General features: G+C 72.2%; 15 protein-coding genes. 1 reads left to right on the top strand and 14 read right to left on the bottom strand.

Annotated elements, in window-relative coordinates:
• Positions 1-4 precede the first annotated feature (4 nt).
• From ACFW48_RS24110 to ACFW48_RS24060, 11 genes are all read right to left on the bottom strand, one after another.
• The gene (locus ACFW48_RS24110; RefSeq protein WP_386317764.1) at positions 5-193 is read right to left on the bottom strand and encodes a DUF6191 domain-containing protein; all 189 of its coding nucleotides are present in this window, start codon (positions 191-193) and stop codon (positions 5-7) included.
• Between the two features lie 38 nt (positions 194-231).
• Complete coding sequence (locus ACFW48_RS24105) at positions 232-3,315, bottom strand: AAA family ATPase (RefSeq protein ID WP_386317762.1); 3,084 nt, start codon at positions 3,313-3,315, stop codon at positions 232-234.
• A 119-nt stretch (positions 3,316-3,434) separates the two neighbouring features.
• Positions 3,435-3,620 carry a hypothetical protein gene (locus ACFW48_RS24100; RefSeq protein ID WP_386317760.1) on the bottom strand — a complete coding sequence of 62 codons (186 nt, stop codon included), beginning with the start codon at positions 3,618-3,620 and terminating at the stop codon, positions 3,435-3,437.
• Between the two features lie 212 nt (positions 3,621-3,832).
• On the bottom strand, positions 3,833-4,441 hold the full coding sequence (locus ACFW48_RS24095; RefSeq protein ID WP_386317758.1) for a hypothetical protein: 609 nt from the start codon (positions 4,439-4,441) through the stop codon (positions 3,833-3,835).
• A 35-nt stretch (positions 4,442-4,476) separates the two neighbouring features.
• Positions 4,477-5,061, bottom strand: coding sequence for a GNAT family N-acetyltransferase (locus ACFW48_RS24090; protein ID WP_386317756.1), 585 nt, complete (start codon positions 5,059-5,061; stop codon positions 4,477-4,479).
• Positions 5,039-7,285, bottom strand: coding sequence for an MMPL family transporter (locus ACFW48_RS24085; RefSeq protein WP_386317755.1), 2,247 nt, complete (start codon positions 7,283-7,285; stop codon positions 5,039-5,041). Before ACFW48_RS24085 ends, ACFW48_RS24090 begins: the two co-directional genes overlap by 23 nt.
• A 274-nt stretch (positions 7,286-7,559) precedes the next feature.
• Positions 7,560-9,074, bottom strand: coding sequence for an Asp-tRNA(Asn)/Glu-tRNA(Gln) amidotransferase subunit GatB (gene gatB / locus ACFW48_RS24080; protein WP_386317753.1), 1,515 nt, complete (start codon positions 9,072-9,074; stop codon positions 7,560-7,562).
• Positions 9,075-9,089: 15 nt separating this feature from the next.
• Positions 9,090-9,329 (bottom strand): hypothetical protein, encoded by a 240-nt coding sequence (locus ACFW48_RS24075; protein ID WP_121749321.1) that lies wholly within the window; start codon positions 9,327-9,329, stop codon positions 9,090-9,092.
• Positions 9,326-10,819, bottom strand: coding sequence for an Asp-tRNA(Asn)/Glu-tRNA(Gln) amidotransferase subunit GatA (gene gatA, locus ACFW48_RS24070; protein ID WP_386317750.1), 1,494 nt, complete (start codon positions 10,817-10,819; stop codon positions 9,326-9,328). The genes ACFW48_RS24075 and gatA overlap by 4 nt, the downstream gene beginning before the upstream one ends.
• A 5-nt stretch (positions 10,820-10,824) precedes the next feature.
• The gene (gene gatC / locus ACFW48_RS24065; RefSeq protein ID WP_003973500.1) at positions 10,825-11,121 is read right to left on the bottom strand and encodes an Asp-tRNA(Asn)/Glu-tRNA(Gln) amidotransferase subunit GatC; all 297 of its coding nucleotides are present in this window, start codon (positions 11,119-11,121) and stop codon (positions 10,825-10,827) included.
• A 175-nt stretch (positions 11,122-11,296) separates the two neighbouring features.
• Positions 11,297-11,668: a DUF4267 domain-containing protein gene (locus ACFW48_RS24060; RefSeq protein WP_386317748.1), complete on the bottom strand. Its 372-nt coding sequence runs from the start codon at positions 11,666-11,668 to the stop codon at positions 11,297-11,299.
• A gap of 85 nt (positions 11,669-11,753) precedes the next feature.
• On the opposite strand from ACFW48_RS24060, the gene ACFW48_RS24055 reads away from it, so the two are divergent.
• Positions 11,754-12,344, top strand: a complete 591-nt coding sequence (locus ACFW48_RS24055; protein WP_386317746.1) for a TetR/AcrR family transcriptional regulator — start codon at positions 11,754-11,756, stop codon at positions 12,342-12,344.
• Between the two features lie 327 nt (positions 12,345-12,671).
• Here the strand turns inward: ACFW48_RS24055 and ACFW48_RS24050 are convergent, their stop codons facing one another.
• The 3 genes from ACFW48_RS24050 to ACFW48_RS24040 form a co-directional block, all read right to left on the bottom strand.
• Positions 12,672-14,927, bottom strand: a complete 2,256-nt coding sequence (locus ACFW48_RS24050; protein WP_386317744.1) for a putative bifunctional diguanylate cyclase/phosphodiesterase — start codon at positions 14,925-14,927, stop codon at positions 12,672-12,674.
• Positions 14,928-15,186: 259 nt separating this feature from the next.
• On the bottom strand, positions 15,187-17,382 hold the full coding sequence (ligA, locus tag ACFW48_RS24045) for an NAD-dependent DNA ligase LigA (protein ID WP_386317742.1): 2,196 nt from the start codon (positions 17,380-17,382) through the stop codon (positions 15,187-15,189).
• Between the two features lie 15 nt (positions 17,383-17,397).
• On the bottom strand, positions 17,398-18,399 hold the full coding sequence (locus tag ACFW48_RS24040; RefSeq protein ID WP_386317741.1) for a methionine synthase: 1,002 nt from the start codon (positions 18,397-18,399) through the stop codon (positions 17,398-17,400).
• Between the last annotated feature and the right edge of the window lie 225 nt (positions 18,400-18,624).

Genomic DNA, 18,624 nt, shown 5'->3' with positions numbered 1-18,624 from the left:
GCCGTCACTCCTCCTCCGCCTCCGTGGGGCGCGGGAGGTGGACGACGACCTTGCCCGAGGTGAGGTCTATCGGGCCGTGGCCGGGGTCGCCGTCGCCGTCGCCGACGTCCTCGCGGGTCAGTTCCAGACGGTTCTGCTCGTCGCTGGTGTGCTTGCGTCCGGGGGAGAAGAGTTCCTCGAATGCGTTGAACACGGAGCCTCCGTCGGTCGGCGTCCCTTACAGCGTATGCCTCACTCCGCGGAACGGGACGTGAGCCGTCCGGCCGGGAACAGCGCCAGCCGGTGGGCCACCGCCGCCGCCTCGCCCCGGCCGGAGACGCCGAGCTTGGCCAGGATGTTGGAGACGTGGACGCTGGCCGTCTTCGGGGAGATGAAGAGTTCCTCGGCTATCTGGCGATTGGTGCGGCCGTCGGAGACCAGGCGCAGGACGTCGCGTTCCCGGCTGGTGAGGCCGAGGGCCTCGGCCCGGTCGGCGGGGGCGGCCGGCTCGGTGGCGCGGCCGAGCGTGAGGCGGGCGCGCTGGGCGAGCAGGCCGACCGCGTCGGCCAGCGGGCGGGCACCGAGGTGGTCGGCGACCGTGCGGGCCAGGCGGAGCAGTTCCGTGGCGCGGGCGCGCTCGTCCTCGCCGCCGGTCTCCAGCAGGGCGCCGGCCAGCCGGTGCCGGACGCGGGCGAGTTCGTAGGGCCGCTCCAGGCACTCGAAGGCGGTGACCGCCTCCGACCAGGTCTCCGGGGTGCCGCGGCCCTCGGCCCGGTGGAGTTCGGCGCGGACCCACTTCTCGTGGGCGAGCCACACCGGGGCACCCGTGGTGAGGGACTTGGCGGTCTTGGCGAGGCGCTGGAGGATCTCGGCGCGGCCCTCCTCGGCGGCCGGCAGCGCGCGGGCGTCGGCCTCGGCCTCGGCCGCGAACAGCAGCAGGGGCCAGCCGTAGCGCTGGGTGCCGGGCGGGAAGCCGAAGTCCAGGGCCCGGCCGAGTTCGGCGCGGGCGTCGAGGATCCGGCCCTCGGCGGCGGCGAGGGCGACCGTGAGGGCGGCCAGCGGCAGCCGGTACTGCGGCATGGTGTCGTGGGTGCCGTAGGCGGCGCGGGCCTCGGCGATCCGGGCGGCGGCCTCGGCCGTCTCGCCTCGGGCGAGGGCCACGGTGGCCCGCTTGAGGGCGGCTCCGGCGCGTGGTGCGGCGCTGCGGCCCGGGGCGCCGGACAGCACCGCGGCCTCGACCGCCTCGTCCCAGCGGCCCAGCGAGATGGACGACTCGGCGAGATTGCCCCACACGAAGGCCTCGGACTCCAGCAGGCCCATGCGCTGGGTGAGTTCCACGCCTTCGCGCAGGATGCCGAGCGCCTCCTCGGAGCGGCCGACGCTCTCCAGTACGGAGGGCAGGTTGATGTGGCTGCGGGCCACCACGGGGGCCCGTCCCTGCGCCACCACCAGGTCTCTCACCTGGTACATCTCCGCGAGGCCTGCCTCGATGTGCCCCGCGTCGACCATCAGGCCGCCCAGTGTGAGCCGGGCGTTCAGCTCGATGTCGTCGGCGCCGACCATGCGCGCGTACTCGACGGCCCGCTCGGCGGCGGTCACCGCGTCGGGGCCGGGGTTGTGGAGCATCGACCAGTTGGCGGCCATGGACAGCACCTCGGCGTGCACCTCGGAGGGCGGCAGGCCGCGGACCAGTTCCTGGGCGATGCCGAGCTCCCGCCAGCCGTCGCCGCGGCCCTGCGCCTGGACCAGCAGCGAACGCTGCGTCCAGAACCAGGCGGCGCGCTGCGGGTCCCGGCCGCTCGTACTCGTCCCGGCCCCCGCTTCCTGCTCCTCCTCCAGCAGGCGCAGCGCCCGCTTGGTGATCTTCATGGCGCGCTCGCGCTCCCCGCACAGCCGCCCGGCGACGGCGGCCTCGGCCATCAGGTCCAGGTAGCGCAGGGGCTTGGTGGCGGGGTCGCAGCCGCAGGGCGGGTAGACCTCGGTGTAGTCGACGGGGCGCAGGGTGGCGCGTACCTCGTCGGGGGCGGCGTCCCACAACTCCATCGCGCGCTCCAGCAGCCGGAGCTGCTCGGAGTAGGCGTGGCGGCGACGGGCCTCGACGGAGGCGTCCAGGACGGCGGGCAGGGCCTTGGCGGGGTCGTGGGCGTGGTACCAGTAGCTGGCCAGGCGCATCACCCGCTCGGCGGCGGGCACCAGCGTCGGATCGGCGTCGAGGGCTTCGGCGTAGCGGCGGTTGAGGCGGGAGCGCTCGCCGGGGAGCAGGTCGTCGCCGACTGCCTCGCGGACCAGGGAGTGGCGGAAGCGGTAGCCGTCGCCGTCGGGCGCGGGGAGCAGGATGGTGGCGTTCACGGCGGCCCGCAGTGCCTCGATGAGGTCGTCCTCGGTGAGCCGGGCGACGGCGGCGAGCAGCCGGTACTCGACGGTGGAGCCGCCCTCGGCGACGATCCGGGCGACCCGCTGGGCACTCTCGGGCAGGGCTTCGACGCGGACCAGGAGCAGGTCGCGCAGGGAGTCGGTGAGGCCGGTGCGGGAGCCCTCGTGGGCGGCGACGGCGAGTTCCTCGACGAAGAAGGCGTTGCCGTCGGAGCGTTCGAAGATCTCGTCTACCTGGAGCGGGTCGGGTTCGCAGGCGAGGATGCCGGCGATCTGACGGCCCACCTCGTCCCGGGTGAAGCGGCCGAGTTCGAGACGGCGGACGGTGCGCAACCGGTCGAGTTCGGCGAGCAGGGGGCGCAGCGGGTGGCGGCGGTGGATGTCGTCGGAGCGGTAGGTGGCCAGGACGACGAGGCGGCCGGTGCGCAGGGTGCGGACGAGGTAGGCGATCAGGTGGCGGGTGGAGGCGTCGGCCCAGTGCAGGTCCTCCAGGACGAGGACGACGGTGTGCCGGGCGGCGACGCGTTCCAGCAGGCGGGCGGTGAGTTCGAAGAGGCGGGCCATGCTCTCCTCGTCGTGCCGGCCGCCACCGCCCGGGGCACCCTCGCCCAGTTCGGGCAGCAGCCGGGCCAGTTCCTCCTCCTGCCCGGCGGCGGCGGTGGCCAGCTCTCCGGGCAGTTGGCGGCGCAGGGCGCGCAGCGCGGTGGAGAAGGGCGCGAAGGGCAGGCCGTCGGCGCCTATCTCGACGCAGCCGCCCAGCGCGACGACGGCGTCCTGCCCGCGCGCGGCGGTGGCGAACTCCTCGACGAGGCGGGTCTTGCCGACCCCTGCCTCGCCGCCGAGCAGCAGCGCCTGCGGCTCGGCGGCGTCGGCGCGCACGAGCGCGTCCTTCAACGTGTCCAGTTCGCCGGCACGGCCGACGAACACGGGACTGACGGACCTGGTCTCCACGGAAGCGAGCATCGCACGCGGGTCCGACAGTGGGGCACCGGTTTTCCGGAGGGGGCCGGCGGTCACGACGGCGGGGAGGGCGGCCGTGCGGCCGCCCTCCCCGGTCCCCCCGGTCCCCCCGCTCACGCCGCTCACGCGGCCCGGGTGAACCGGTGCCGCCGGAAGCGGAAGCTATGGCTCTCGGCCTCGGCGGTGTTCCTGGCCGCGTCCCGGCGGGCGGCGCGACGGGCGCGAACGGCCTCGCGGGCCAGCCGGGCCTGATCGGCGCGGCGGATCAGTTCGGCGGAACGGGTCTGCTGGATGTCGTACTCGAACATGGTGTCCCTCGTGTCCCTCGGTGAGAGCCGGTTTCGGCTTCGGCTTCGGCTTCGCTTGCTTGCGATGCCTCAACCTTCGTCTCCCAGGGGGGTGCGCCACATCGGGTAAGTTCCGCATCTTCGGCGGGGGGTGGGGCCTTAGACATGCGTGAGGGGTCTTAGGGCGTGCGCTGGGGGCGCACTGATGCCCTAAGACCCCTCAGAGGGCTTGGTCAGCCGGTGGACGGCAGCCCGAGCAGGACGTCCGTGTACTTCAGGACGGCGAGGAGCAGGCCGATCACGCCGAGGGCGACGCCCGCCCAGGCGACCGACTTGATCCACGGGGCCTGCGGGCGGCCGGGCGCGCCGAACGCGGGACGGGCCAGCACCACGACGCCGACGATCAGCGCGACCAGGGCGAAGAGTCCGCCCCACAGCGCGGTGGCGTGCCAGGCGTTGCCGTAGCCCTTCTCGATGAGCATGCCGACGTCGGAGGACGAGGACGTCTCCAGCTGGCCGATCAGCGACTCGCGGGCGGAGGCCACGGTGCCGACCCAGCTGCCGGTCAGCGAGACGATGCCGAGCCCGGCGGAGACGACGGCGCCCGCGCCCTGGCCGACGCCCGTGGGGCCCTCGTTCCCGGCGGCTCCGGCCGCGTCGTCCTCGGCGGCGTCCTCGGCCGCGGCGTCGTCCGTCCCGGCGTCGTCCGTCCCGGCGTCGTCGCCGGCCGGGGTCTCGGCGTCGGCGGTCTCGGTCCCTGCCTTCTCAGGAGCCTTGGTCGCCTCGTCCGTCTTGTCCTCGTCGGTCTTCACGCCGGTCTCGTCCACTGTCTTCGTTCCCATGTCTCGCACCGTACGGACGCTGTCTGAGAGGTCCCTTAATGATCCTTGTGAGCGGCACGCGCGCGTGCCTCACGTGCCGCACGCCACTCGGGCGCGAGCACCGCCCACACCTCCGTGTCCTGACGGACACCGCGGTAGGGGAAGCTCTCGCGCAGCACGCCCTCACGCATCATGCCGAGTCGCCGGGCGGCGTTGACACTCGGGGTGTTGGCGGACGACGCGTGCCACTCCACACGGTGCATGCCGCGCTCGTCGAAAGCCCAGTCGATCAGGACCCGGGCGCCGCGTGTGACGAGGCCGCGCCCCGTACCGGCGGGCTCCAGCCAGCAGCCGATCTCGCAGACACCGGTGGCCGCGTCGAAGACCCGGAAGAGCAGGCCGCCGACGAGCTTGCCGTCCAGCCACAGCCCGTGCAGGAAGCCGCTGTCGGCGGCGCGCCGGTCGGCGTAGGACTGGATCAGCTCCCGCGCGGAGTCGGCGTCGGTGGCCTTCGTCCCGAAGGGGATGTGCTGTGTGATGAACTCCCTGCCCCGGTCCAGGTGGGCCAGGAACTCCTCGGCGTGCCAGGTCTCCAGGGGGCGCAGTTCGGCTCCGTCGTCACCCAGTGATATCGCGTACATCCCGCTGCCGCTCCTCCTCCGCAAGGACGTCCGCCGCCTCGGCGTCCGTCGCCGCGGCCAGCCTCTCATGGGCGACGCGGCACTCGGGCGGCTCGATGCTGATGCGCGGCAGGAGCTTGTCCAGCCGGCGCGGCAGCCACCAGTTGGCGCTGCCGAGCAGGTGCATCAGGGCGGGCACCAGGAGGGTGCGCAGGACGAAGGCGTCCAGGGCGACGGCGGCGGCGAGCGCGATGCCGAACATGGCGATCACGCGGTCGCCGCTGAGGACGAAGGCGAGGAACACCGAGATCATGATGACCGCGGCGGAGTTGATCACCCGGCTGGTCTCGGCGAGGCCGACGCGGACGGCACGGCGGTTGTCGCCGGTCTCCAGCCACTCCTCGTACATCCGGCTGACCAGGAAGACCTGGTAGTCCATGGAGAGTCCGAAGAGGACCGACACCATGATCACGGGCAGGAAGGGTTCGATCGGGCCGGCGCTGCCGAGACCGAGCAGTTCGCTTCCCCAGCCCCATTGGAAGATCGCCACGACGACGCCGAAGGAGGCGGCCACGGCGGCGACGTTCATCGCGGCCGCCTTGAGGGGGATGCCGACGGAGCGGAAGGCCAGCAGGAGCAGCAGGCAGCCCAGGCCGATGACGACGCCGACGAAGAGGGGGAGCTTGCCGACGATGACGTCGGCGAAGTCGTCGTAGCCGGCCGTGACGCCGCCGACGTGCACGTCGAGCGCGGTACCGGCCTCGGCACGCGGCAGGACCTCGGAGCGCAGCCGCTCGACGAGGTCGCTGGTGGTCCGGGACTGCGGGGCCGACTCGGGTACGACGGCGAGGTACGCGGTGTCGCCGCCGGAGTTGTACGTCACCGGTGTCACCGAGGAGACGCCCTCGGTGGTGCGCAGGGAGGCGTCGAGGTTGTCCAGGGCGAGCCGGTCCTCGGCCCCGCCGACCTCGGTGACCAGGGTGAGGGGGCCGTTCACGCCGGGTCCGAAGCCCTCGGCGAGGAGGTCGTAGGCCTGGCGGGTGGTGGTGCCCTTGGGGTCGTTGCCCTGGTCGGAGGTGCCGAGGCGCAGACCGAGGGTGGGCAGCGCGAGAACGGTGATCACGACGAGGGCGACGGCGCCGAGCAGCTTGGGGTGGCGCTCCACGAACGCCGACCAGCGGGCGGCGAACCCGGTGGGCAGCTCGGGCTCGGGCCCGTGCTCCGCGAGCCTGCGCCGCTCGCGCCGGCTCAGGGCGCGCGGGCCGATGTACGACAGCAGCGCGGGCAGCAGGGTCACGGACGCCGCGACGGTGAGGACGACGGTCAGCGAGGCGGCGATGGCCACGCCGTTGAGGAAGCTGAGCCGGAGGATCAGCATGCCCAGCAGGGCGATGCAAACGGTGGCACCCGCGAAGACGACCGCGCGTCCCGTGGTCGCGACGGCGTTCTCGGCGGCCTCGGCGACGGTGAGTCCCCGTTTCAGGCCGCGCCGGTGTCTGGTGACGATGAACAGCGCGTAGTCGATGCCGACGCCGAGTCCGATGAGGGTGCCCAGCATGGGCGCGAAGTCGGCGACGGTCATGGCGTGGCCGAGCAGGGTGATGCCGGCGTAGGCGGTGCCGACGGAGACCAGCGCGGTGGCGATGGGCAGCACGGCGGCGGCGAGGGAGCCGAAGGCGAGGAAGAGGACGACCGCGGCCACGGCCACGCCGAGGACCTCGGCGAGATGACCGTCCGGCGCCTCGGTGAGCGCGACGGCGCCGCCGCCCAGTTCGACCTGGAGCCCGTCGGTCTCGGCCGCCTCGGCGGTGTCGACCACGGCCCGCGCCTCGGCCGCGTCGATGTCCTGGGAAGCGTCCTCGAAGGTGACCGAGGCGTAGGCGGTGTGAGCGTTCTCGCTGATCAGGGGCGAGTCGGGGTCGTCGTACGGGTTGGTCACCGAGGCCACCCCGGGCAGGTCCGCGATGCGGTCCAGGGTGCGGGTCATGGCCTGTTCGACGTCGGTGGCGCGGACGGTGTCGGTCGTCGTGTGCCAGACGATCGTGTCACCGCCGCCGCCGAGGCCGGGGAAGCCGGAGGCGAGCAGCTGGGAGGCACGGTCGGAGTCGGTGCCTGGGACTGAGTAGTCGTTGGAGTACGCGGAGCCGGAGACCGCGGCGGCCGTGGCGACCCCGCCGAAGGCGAGGAGCCAGAGCAGGACGGCGACGAGGCGGCGTTGGACACACCAGCGTGCAAGGGCTGCCACGAACGTGCTCCCAGGGTGTCTGATTGTGGATCTTTGACCGGGAACAGTCGCTCATGAAGTGAACGGCCCGCAAAGAACGCATGAGTAACGCGAAGCCACTCTTTCAGCCAGAAGTGATCGTTTGCGGATTTAGTGGGCTTATTCACAGAGGCGAAGGCGATTCACCGAACGATCGGATGAACGTGTTGTTCCCTATGGGTGATTCGTAGCCGAACGCCCGAGGGGTTGCACCCGACCGGGTGCAACCCCTCAGAACATGCGATGCCGGACCGGCTCAGCCCTCGCTGACGCCCAGCTTCTCCAGGATCAGCTCCTTGACGCGGGCCGCGTCCGCCTGGCCCCGGGTCGCCTTCATTACCGCGCCGACCAGGGCGCCGACCGCGGCCACCTTGCCGCCGCGGATCTTGTCCACGACGCCCTGGTTGCCGGCGATGGCCTCGTCGACGGCGGTGGTGAGCGCGCCCTCGTCGGAGACGACCTTCAGGCCGCGCTTGTCGACGACCTCGTCCGGCGTGCCCTCACCGGCGAGGACGCCCAGGATGACCTGGCGGGCCAGCTTGTCGTTCAGGCCGCCCTTGGCGACCAGCTCGGTGACCCGGGCGACCTGCTCCGGCGTGATCGCCAGCTCGTCGAGCGCCTTGCCCGACTCGTTGGCGCTGCGGGCCAGCTCGCCCATCCACCACTTGCGGGCGGAGGCCGCGTCGGCACCGGCGTCGATCGTGGCGACGATCGGGTCCAGCGCGCCGGCGTTGAGGATCGACTGCATGTCGTTGCCGGAGATGCCCCACTCCTCGCGGAGCCGGTTGCGGCGCACCAGCGGCAGCTCGGGCAGGCTGGCACGGATCTCCTCGACCCACTCGCGCGAGGGGGCGACCGGCACCAGGTCGGGCTCCGGGAAGTACCGGTAGTCCTCGGCCTCCTCCTTCACGCGGCCCGAGGTCGTGGACCCCGTGTCCTCGTGGAAGTGGCGGGTCTCCTGGATGATCGTGCCGCCGTCGTTCAGCACGGCGGCGTGCCGCTGGATCTCGAAGCGGGCCGCGCGCTCGACCGAGCGCAGCGAGTTGACGTTCTTGGTCTCGCTGCGGGTGCCGAACTTCTCCCGGCCGTGCGGGCGCAGCGACAGGTTCACGTCGCAGCGCATCTGGCCCATCTCCATGCGGGCCTCGGACACGCCGAGGGCACGGATGAGTTCGCGCAACTCACGGACGTAGGCCCGCGCGACCTCGGGGGCCCGCTCGCCCGCTCCCTCGATCGGCTTGGTGACGATCTCGATGAGCGGGATGCCGGCGCGGTTGTAGTCGAGGAGGGAGTGCGAGGCACCGTGGATACGGCCCGTCGCGCCACCGACGTGCATCGACTTGCCGGTGTCCTCCTCCATGTGGGCGCGCTCGATCTCCACGCGGAAGGTCTCGCCGTCCTCCAGCTGCACGTCGAGGTAGCCGTTGAAGGCGATCGGCTCGTCGTACTGGGAGGTCTGGAAGTTCTTCGGCATGTCCGGATAGAAGTAGTTCTTCCGGGCGAAGCGGCACCACTCGGCGATCTCGCAGTTCAGCGCGAGACCGATCCGGATCGCCGACTCGACGCCGGTCGCGTTGACGACCGGGAGCGCGCCGGGCATGCCGAGACAGACGGGGCAGGTCTGGGTGTTGGGGTCGGCGCCCAGTGCGGTCGAACAGCCGCAGAACATCTTGGTGTGGGTGCCGAGTTCGACATGGACCTCAAGGCCCATGACGGGGTCGTACGACGCCAGCGCGTCCTCGTACGACACCAGGTCGGTCGTGGTGGTCACGGTGAAACTTCCCTCTCAGCCCAGCAGGACGTCGTCGTCGCCCAGACGCTTCAGCTCGCGGTACAGGATGGCGAGGTTGGTGACGACCGCTGCGCCGGTCACGACGGCGTCGAGCAGCCGCAGCGTGTCGCTCTCGCCCCGGGCCTTCTTGATCTGCTTGTACACCCCGACGGCGCCGAACGCCGACGTGGCCATCGAGACGTACAGGCCGGACTTGGAGCTCTTGAAGCCCTTGGCCTTGGTCAGTGCGCTCACAGCGACGGTGCCTCCTCGATCAGCGGGTGGCCCCACCTTTCCACGAAGGCGGCCTCGACCGCGGCGCCGACCTTGTACAGCCGGTCGTCCTTCATGGCGGGGGCGATGATCTGCAGACCCACCGGCAGGTTGTCCTCGGGTGCGAGGCCGCAGGGCAGCGACATGGCCGCGTTGCCCGCCAGGTTGGTGGGGATGGTGCACAGGTCGGCGAGGTACATCGCCATCGGGTCGTCGGCGCGCTCGCCGATCGCGAATGCGGTGGTCGGGGTCGTCGGGGAGACGATCACGTCGACCTGCTCGAAGGCCTTCTCGAAGTCCCGCGTGATGAGGGTGCGGACCTTCTGGGCGCTGCCGTAGTACGCGTCGTAGTAGCCGGAGCTGAGGGCGTACGTGCCGAGCATGATGCGGCGCTTGACCTCGGGGCCGAAGCCGGCCTCGCGGGTCAGGGAGGTGACCTCCTCGGCGGAGTGCGTGCCGTCGTCGCCGACGCGCGCGCCGTAGCGCAGGCCGTCGAAGCGGGCGAGGTTGGAGGAGCACTCGGAGGGCGCGATCAGGTAGTACGCCGACAGCGCGAGGTCGAAGGACGGGCAGTCCAGCTCGACGATCTCCGCGCCCAGCTCCTTCAGCAGCTCGACGGACTCGTCGAAGCGCTGGATGACGCCGGCCTGGTAGCCCTCGCCGCGGAACTGCTTGACGACGCCGACGCGCATGCCGGCGACGCTGCCGTCGCGGGCGGCCTCGACGACCGCGGGGACCGGGGCGTCGATGGAGGTGGAATCCATCGGGTCGTGCCCGGCGATCACCTCGTGCAGCAGGGCCGCGTCCAGCACCGTGCGGGCGCAGGGGCCGCCCTGGTCGAGGGAGGAGGAGAAGGCCACCATGCCGTAGCGGGAGACGCCGCCGTACGTCGGCTTGACGCCGACCGTGCCGGTGACGGACGCGGGCTGGCGGATGGAGCCGCCGGTGTCGGTGCCGATGGCGAGCGGGGCCTGGAAGGCCGCGAGGGCGGCGGAGGAGCCGCCGCCGGAGCCGCCGGGGATCTTGGTGAGGTCCCAGGGGTTGCCGGTCGGGCCGTACGCGCTGTTCTCCGTCGATGACCCCATGGCGAACTCGTCCATGTTGGTCTTGCCGAGGATGACGACGTCGGCGGCCTTCAGACGCTTGGTGACGGTCGCGTCGTACGGCGGGATCCAGCCCTCGAGGATCTTCGAGCCGACGGTGGTGGGGATGCCCTCGGTGGTGAAGATGTCCTTGAGCGCGAGCGGGACGCCGGCCAGCGGGCCGAGCTGCTCGCCGCGCTCGCGCTTCTCGTCGACGGCGCGGGCCTGGGCGAGGGCGCCCTCGCGGTCGACGTGCAGGAAGGCGTGCACCTTCTCGTCGACGGCCTCGATGCGGGCCAGGTGAGCCTCGGTGACCTCGACGGCCGTCAGCTCGCCGGAGGCGATCTTCGCGGCGATCTCGGCCGCGGTGAGCTTGATGATGTCGCTCATGGCGGTTACTCCTCCCCCAGGATCTGCGGCACCTTGAAACGCTGCTGCTCCTGGGCCGGGGCGCCGGAGAGCGCCTGCTCGGGCGTGAGCGACGGACGGACCTCGTCCGGCCGCATGACGTTCGTCAGCGGGAGCGGGTGCGAGGTCGGCGGTACGTCTTGGTCGGCGACTTCGCTGACGCGGGCGACCGCGCCGATGATGTCGTCCAGCTGTCCCGCGAAGTGCTCGAGCTCTTCGGGCTTCAGCTCCAGACGCGCCAGCCGGGCGAGGTGGGCGACCTCCTCGCGCGTGATGCCAGGCATGCAGCGTTCCTCTGGGGTGAGTGTGTGGTTTGGGCAAATCGGCTTGGGCAAGTCGGTTCGGGCCAATCCTATGGGGCCGGGCCCCATGGCCGTTAAACGGTTTCCCCCCGGGGCCGACTCGCGGCACCGCGCGGTTCCGGACGCTGCCGTGCAGGAGGACGGCGACAGGGGTCGTTCAGAGCGCGAAGAGCAGACCGGCACTGATCAGGATGACGACCGCGGTGGCGAAGTGGATGCCGAAGGCCACGGCCTTCGCACCTCCGTGGCGCAGCACTATGAGCATGTCGCCGAGCGGCACGACGGCCACGCAGAGCATGAACCACGCCTCGGCGCGGGCGCCGGCGAAGACCAGCAGAGCCAGACCCACCAGACCGAACGTCCCGTCCCGGAGGCCCTTGATCGTCAGGTAGGCGCCGGCATCACCGGCCGGGTCGGCCGGGACGCCGTAGCCGGTGGCGGCGGGTGCGGGCCGGAACAGGAAGCGGTAACCGAGGAACACGCAGAACAGGTTGAGCACGACGGCCAGGGTGTACGCGGTGACGGTCACGATCTCTCCTCGCTAGCGGCGCTAGGAACAATCGCGACGCTAGCAGAGCAGCGACAGGATGGCTAGCATTGATAGAATCGCGGCCATGACGATCCAGACGCGCCGGGAGCGCGAACGAGCGGAACGCGAGCGGCTGATCGTGACGGCCGCGCGGGACCTGGCCGAGGCGGAGGGCTGGGAGGCGGTCACCACCCGCCGGCTGGCCGCCGAGATCGAGTACAGCCAGCCGGTCCTGTACAGCCATTTCAAGGGCAAGGACGCGATCATGGCGGCGGTCGCGGTGCGGGGCTGTGAGGAACTGACGGTGGAACTGCGGGCGTCGGCCGCGGCGGCCGAGGGCACACGCGAGACGCTGGCGGCGGTCGGGCGGGCGTACACCGATTTCGGGCGACGGCGGCCCGCGCTCTACGACGTGATGTTCACGCACCGGGTGGATCTGCCGTTCGCCACGCCCGAGGCTCCGCCGGCCCTCCAGGAGGCGTTCGGTGAACTGCTGAGCGCCGTCGAGCCCCTCGCCGCCGAGGGCGAGGACCCGGCACTGCTCACGGAGACGTACTGGGCGGGCCTGCACGGGCTGGTGACCCTGATGCGCAGCGGCCGGCTACCGGAGCAGGCCCACGGCCAACGGCTTGACCTGCTGATCGGGCGCTTCGCGCCGCGGGACGCCGCGCGCTGAGCGGAACGGGCGGGGAGCGCCGCACCGCCTCCGCCGGGCCTCCCTCGGCGGGCGCCCGGCACCGGGAAGGCACACCCGTCGACCGGGCCGCACAGCGGTCAGGGCGCACGGCGGTCGGGGCGCTCGTCGGTCGGGGCGCTCGACGGCCAGGCTGCACGACAGTCAGGCCACACGGCGGTCAGGGCGCACGGCGGTCAGGGCACTCGACGGCCAGGCTGCACGGCGGTCAGGCCACACGGCGGTCAGGGCACTCGACGGTCAGGGCACTCGACGGCCAGGCTGCACGGCGGTCAGGCCACACGGCGGTCAGGGCGCACGGCGGTCAGGTCACTCGTCGGTCGCCGCCGCGGGCAGTGCGGCGGCGGCCCGCACCCAGCCCCGGGAGCCCCGGGCGAGCAGCCAGGCGGTGGTCTCCTCGGGCGGCATCGCGGCCGCGACCAGCCAGCCCTGTACGGCGTCGCAGCCGAGGTCGCGCAGCCGCTCCCAGGTCTCGTCGTCCTCCACGCCCTCGGCGACGACGAGCAGGCCGAGGGAGTGCGCGAGGTCGACAGTGCAGCGCACGATCTCGGCGTCCTCGGTGTCGACGGCCAGCCGGGCCACGAACGAGCGGTCGATCTTGAGTTCGCTGACCGGGAGCCGGCGCAGGTGGACGAGGGAGGAGTAGCCGGTGCCGAAGTCGTCCAGGGACATCTTCACGCCGTGACCGGTCAGCGCGTTGAGGGTGTCGGCGGCACGCTGCGGGTCCTCCAGGAGGACGTGTTCCGTGATCTCCAGCTGGAGCGCTCCCGCGGGGACACCGTGCCGGGCCAGCCGGGCGGCCACCGCGCCCGCGAAGCCGGGGGTGTGGACGTCGCGCGGGGAGACGTTGACCGCGACCGGCACGAACAGGCCCTGGGAGCGCCAGCGGGCGACCTGTCCGAGCGCCGTCTCCAGCACGTACTCGGTGAGGTGGGGCATCAGCCCGGAGGACTCGGCGATCGCTATGAACTCGTCCGGCGGTACCTTGCCGCGCTCGGGGTGCACCCAGCGGACCAGGGCCTCCAGGCCCGCGACCTGTCCGTCGAAGCGGACCTTGGGCTGGTAGTGCAGCTCGACCTCGTGGGCGTCCAGGGCCCGGCGCAGGTCGCCCAGCAGCCCGAGGCGGTCCGGGGTGTTGGAGTCCCGCTTGGACTCGTAGACCTCGACGCCCGTGCGGTCCCGCTTCGCCTGGTACATCGCCACGTCCGCGCGGCGCAGCAGCCCTTCGGCGTCCAGCGCGTGGTCGGGGAAGACGGCCACTCCGGCGCTGGCCTCCAGGACGAGGGTGAGCCCGTCGAGGTCCATCGGAGAGCTGAGCGCGGCGACCAGGCCACGGGCCATCCGGGTCGCCGACGTGGTGGAGTCGGCGACGGGCAGTAAGACGGCGAACTCGTCGCCGCCGAGCCGCGCGGCCTCCGCCCCGCGCGGCAGGGCCTGCCGCAGCCGGTCGGCGGTCTGCAGCAGCAGCCGGTCACCGGCGAGGTGGCCGAGTGTGTCGTTGACCGACCGGAAACGGTCGAGGTCGATCAGCATCAGGGCGGCACGGGCGCCGATGCGCTCGGCGTCGTCCAGCGCGGTCCAGGTTCGCTCAAGGAGCCACTGCCGGTTGGGCAGTCCGGTGAGCGGGTCGCGCAGCTGCTCCTCGGCCCGGGCGCGGGCGATCCACAGAGTGGAGTCGAGGGCGATCAGCGGAATGGAGAACAGCGGCAGCAGCAGCGGCTTGGCGACGGCGACCACGCAGACCAGCGGGGCGATGCCGAGCAGAGCGACGGCGACCAGGCCCTGCCTGACCAGGGCGGTGCGGGCGACGGTGGGCAGGCCGACGCGCGGTGTCTGCAGATACCACAACAGGGCGCGGGTGACGGCGAGGTAGGCGACCGCGACGAGCACCACCTTGGGCGCCGCGTACACCCCCCAGGTGATGGGGTCCCAGGGGTCCTCGACGGAGGGTACGGAGCCGCAGACGCCCAGCAGCACGGCACCCGCGGCGATGCCGAGGATGTCCACCGCGCCGTGCAGGACGCCCTGCCGCCAGCGGCCCCGGCGGGCTATGCCGACCAGGACGACGACGGTGAGGCTGACCATGCCGGCCGGAACCCAGCCGTACAGCAGCAGGACGGCGAGGGTGAGGGCGGCGCCGGAGCCGGTGCCGCCCCACCAGCGGGAGCGGCCGAGCATGACCAGGTGCCCGACGACGATGCCGGTCAGCACGGCCAGGGACCAGCCGGCGGTGCCGGACGGGAAGAGGGCGTGGCCGTCGGTGAACGCCCGGTAGAAGCCGGCGCCCAGCACGAAGGCGGCGGCCGCGACGACCGCCGAAGGCAACGCGGGCCAGTGCAGGTGCCGTTCACCGTCGGTGTCGGTGTCGGACAGGACGGAGGAGCGGCGGGCGGCCGGCGGCCGGGAGCCGTGGCCTGCGGCCGGCGGCGCGGAGCCGCGGGCGGCCGCCGCGGGATGCGGTGCGCCACCACCGCGCTGCCCGAGCCACCGGCTCACGTGCCACGCGCCCACCATGCGACGCAGGCGCAGCCGTGAGCCCGCGGCGGCGCTCTCGGTCGGTTCCATTCCCGTCCCTCTCACGGCCGGCGGTGCCCACGCCACGCGGCCCGACGCCCGACATCCATCAACGGCTCCGCGTTGGAGAACCCTTCCCCCTGCCCCTCGGGGACATGGAGATGCCCCGACCGCAGCTGGGCACGGCAGGCGCACACCTCAACAGTAGGCCGCGGAAGGCTTCCAGGGGCACCGGTCGTCGACGGTTGCCCGAATGCACCCCGGCCACCCGTATGCATCTGGTATGCGCCGATCGGGTGGCCTTCAACCGCTATTCCTCAGCCGAAAGTGCGACGTCGGCCGCCGCTTCGGGTCCTTGTTCGAGCAGGACGGTGAAACCGTCCTCGTTCAGAACCGGCACCTTCAGTTGCATCGCCTTGTCGTGCTTCGACCCGGGGTTGTCACCGACCACGACGAAGGACGTCTTCTTGGAGACCGATCCGGTCACTTTCGCACCCCTGCTCTGGAGGGCGTCCTTGGCCCCGTCCCGGGTGAAGTTCTCCAGGGTGCCGGTGACGACGACGGTGAGCCCCTCGAGCGGGCGCGGCCCCTCGTCCTCCCCCGTCGACCGGTCCTCCAGCGGGACTCCGGCCGCCTTCCACTTGCGGACGATCTCGCGGTGCCACTCCTCGGCGAACCACTCCTTGACGGCGGTGGCGATGGTGCCGCCCACTCCGTCCGTGTTCGCCAACTCCTCCTCGGTGGCCTGCTCGATGCGGTCGATGGACCGGAACTCCCGGGCGAGGGCCTGGGCGGCGACCGGTCCCACGTACCGGATGGAGAGCCCGTTGAGGAAGCGGGCGAGCGGGCGGGCCTTGGCCTCCTCGATGTTCTTGAGCAGCGCGAGGGTGTTCTTCTTGGGCTCGCCCTCCTTGTTGGCGAAGACCGTGACGATCTTCTCCTCGCCGGTCTTCGGGTCGCGCTTGGGCAGCCCGCTGTCCGGGTCGAGGACGTACGCCTTGATGGGCAGCAGTTTCTCGACGGTGAGACCGAAGAGGTCGCCCTCGTCCACCAGCGGCGGCTGCGGCGGCTCCAGCGGCCCGGTCAGCGCGGCCGCCACGACACCACCGAAGTGCTCGATGTCCAGGCACTCCCGGCCGGCGAGGTAGGAGACGCGCTCGCGCAACTGGGCGGGGCAGGTGCGGGCGTTGGGACACCGCCGGTCGATGTCTCCCTCCTTCATCGCCTTCAGCGGCGTCCCGCACTCGGGGCACTCGGCCGGCATGACGAACTCGCGCTCGCTGCCGTCCCGCAGGTCGGCGACCGGCCCGAGGATCTCCGGGATCACGTCACCGGCCTTGCGCAGCACCACGGTGTCGCCGATGAGCACGCCCTTGGCCTTGACGACCTCCTGGTTGTGGAGCGTGGCGAACTCGACCTCGCTGCCCGCCACGGTGACCGGCTCGACCTGCGCGTACGGCGTGACGCGGCCGGTGCGGCCGACGCCCACCTTGATGTCGACGAGCTTGGTGTTGACCTCCTCCGGCGCGTACTTGTACGCGATGGCCCAGCGCGGCGCGCGGGCCGTGGAGCCGAGCCGTCCCTGGAGGCGGATCTCGTCGAGCTTGACGACGACGCCGTCGATCTCGTGCGCCACGGAGTGGCGGTTCTCGCCGTAGTACGCGATGAAGTCCCGTACGCCGTCGAGTCCGTCGACGACCCTGTTGTGCGGGGAGGTGGGCAGGCCCCAGGTCTTCAGGAGGTCGTAGGCCTGGGAGAGGCGGGTCATGCCCTTGAAGCCCTCCAGGACGCCGATGCCGTGGACCACCATGTGCAGCGGGCGGGTGGCGGTGACGCGCGGGTCCTTCTGGCGCAGCGAACCGGCCGCCGCGTTGCGCGGGTTGGCGAAGGGCTTGTCGCCGGCCGCGTTCAACCGGGCGTTGAGCTCCTGGAACTTCTCCATCGGGAAGTAGACCTCGCCGCGGATCTCCACGAGGTCGGGGACCTCGTCCCCCTTGAGACGCTCGGGGATGTCGGCGATGGTGCGGACGTTGGGCGTGATGTCCTCGCCGGTGCGGCCGTCGCCGCGGGTGGCCGCGCGGACGAGGCGGCCGCGCTCGTAGGTGAGGTTGACGGCGAGTCCGTCGACCTTCAGCTCGCACAGGAAGTGGTACTCCTGCTCGCCCAGCTCCTTGGCGATCCGCTCGGTCCAGGCGGCGAGTTCGTCGTCGTTGAAGGTGTTGTCGAGGGAGAGCATGCGTGAGCGGTGCTCTACGGCCGTGAACTCCGTCTCGTAGGAACCGGCGACCTTCTGGGTCGGGGAGTCCGGGGTGCGCAGCTCCGGATACTCCTCCTCCAGCTCCTCCAGGGAACGCAGCAGCCGGTCGAAGTCCGCGTCGCTGACGACGGGGGCGTCCTTCACGTAGTACCGGAAGCGGTGCTCCTCGATCTGCTCAGCGAGCTGCACGTGCTTCTCGCGCGCCTCGGCGGGCACGCTCGTCGTCTCCGCTTGCTTGTCGCCGGCCACCGTGTGGTCCTCCCGTTACTCTGGGTTGTCCGCGAGGGATCTCGCCGCCCTGGCGCAGTGGGCGAGCGCCCGGCGGGCGTACTCGGGGGACGCGCCCGCGAGTCCGCACGTCGGCGTGACGGTGACCGCCTCCGCGAGAAGCCCCGGATGCAGCCCCAGCCTGCGCCACAGCGTCCTGACACCCATGACGCTACCGGCAGGGTCTGACAATGCGGCGTCCGTGCCCGGCACGACACCGGCGAGCAGCCGGGTACCGCCCTCGACCGCCTCGCCGATCGCATCGTCGTCACGCTCGGTGAGGAGCGAGAAGTCGAAGGAGACGCCCGCGACGCCCGCCCGGCGCAGCAGGGCGAACGGCACGTCCGGTGCGCAGGAGTGGACCACGACCGGGTCGTCGCCGTGCACGGCCGCGATGTCGCGGAGGGCGGATTCGACGACCTGGCGGTCGACGGCCCGGTGGGTGCGGTAGCCGCTGGCGCTCCGTACCTGGCCGCGCAGGACGGCGGTGAGGGACGGCTCGTCGAGCTGGAGCGCGATCCGGGCGCCGGGCACACGGCGCCGGACCTCGGCGAGGTGCAGGCGCAGGCCCTCGGCGAGCGAGGCGGTGAGGTCGCGGGACGCGCCGGCGTCGGAGAGGACCGCCTCGCCGTTGCGCAGTTCCAGGGCGGCGGCGAGCGTCCAGGGGCCGACGGCCTGGACCTTCAGCGGTCCCTCGTATCCCTGGGTGAACTCCTCCAGGGCGTCGAGGTCCTCCCCCAGCCAGGCCCGGGCCCGCTTGGTGTCCCGTCCCGGCCGGTCACCGAGCCGCCAGCCACTGGGCTCCACGCGCGCGTACAGCTCGACGAGCATCCCGGCGGTGCGGCCGATCATGTCGGCGCCGGGGCCACGGGCGGGCAGTTCGGGGAGGAAGGGGAAGTCCTCGAAGGTGCCGGTGCTTGTCTTCGCGGCCTCGCGGGCGTCGGTTCCCGGCAGGGAGCCGATGCCCGTGGCGGGGCCGAGGCGGGGATCGTCGTTCACAGGGGAAGCGTACGCAGGTCTCCGACGGTGGGGTGGGGGGTGGTTGTCGGGGGCGGGCTGGTTCCGCCCCCGCCGCCCCTTCCCGTCCCGGGGGGGGGGGGGGGGGGGGCCCCCCCCCCGGGGGGGGGGGGGGGGGGGGCGGGGGGGGGGGGGGGGGGGGGGGGGGGGCCCCGGTTTCTGGGCGGGCTTCTGTGCGGGTTTCTTGTCGGGCTGCTGGCCGCCGGG

This window comes from Streptomyces sp. NPDC058812 (assembly GCF_042744565.1).
Lineage (GTDB): Bacteria > Actinomycetota > Actinomycetes > Streptomycetales > Streptomycetaceae > Streptomyces > Streptomyces thinghirensis.
This window is presented reverse-complemented; position numbering and strand designations above follow the sequence as displayed.

What these genes read in the sequence shown, in the direction of transcription:
- ACFW48_RS24100 (WP_386317760.1), bottom strand. Translation starts at nt 3,620, where the DNA reads ATGTTCGAGTACGACATCCAGCAGACCCGTTCCGCCGAACTGATCCGC.
- ACFW48_RS24090 (WP_386317756.1), bottom strand. Translation starts at nt 5,061, where the DNA reads ATGTACGCGATATCACTGGGTGACGACGGAGCCGAACTGCGCCCCCTG.
- ACFW48_RS24055 (WP_386317746.1), top strand. Translation starts at nt 11,754, where the DNA reads ATGACGATCCAGACGCGCCGGGAGCGCGAACGAGCGGAACGCGAGCGG.
- gatC (WP_003973500.1), bottom strand. Translation starts at nt 11,121, where the DNA reads ATGCCTGGCATCACGCGCGAGGAGGTCGCCCACCTCGCCCGGCTGGCG.
- ACFW48_RS24105 (WP_386317762.1), bottom strand. Translation starts at nt 3,315, where the DNA reads ATGCTCGCTTCCGTGGAGACCAGGTCCGTCAGTCCCGTGTTCGTCGGC.
- ACFW48_RS24050 (WP_386317744.1), bottom strand. Translation starts at nt 14,927, where the DNA reads ATGGAACCGACCGAGAGCGCCGCCGCGGGCTCACGGCTGCGCCTGCGT.
- gatA (WP_386317750.1), bottom strand. Translation starts at nt 10,819, where the DNA reads ATGAGCGACATCATCAAGCTCACCGCGGCCGAGATCGCCGCGAAGATC.
- ACFW48_RS24095 (WP_386317758.1), bottom strand. Translation starts at nt 4,441, where the DNA reads ATGGGAACGAAGACAGTGGACGAGACCGGCGTGAAGACCGACGAGGAC.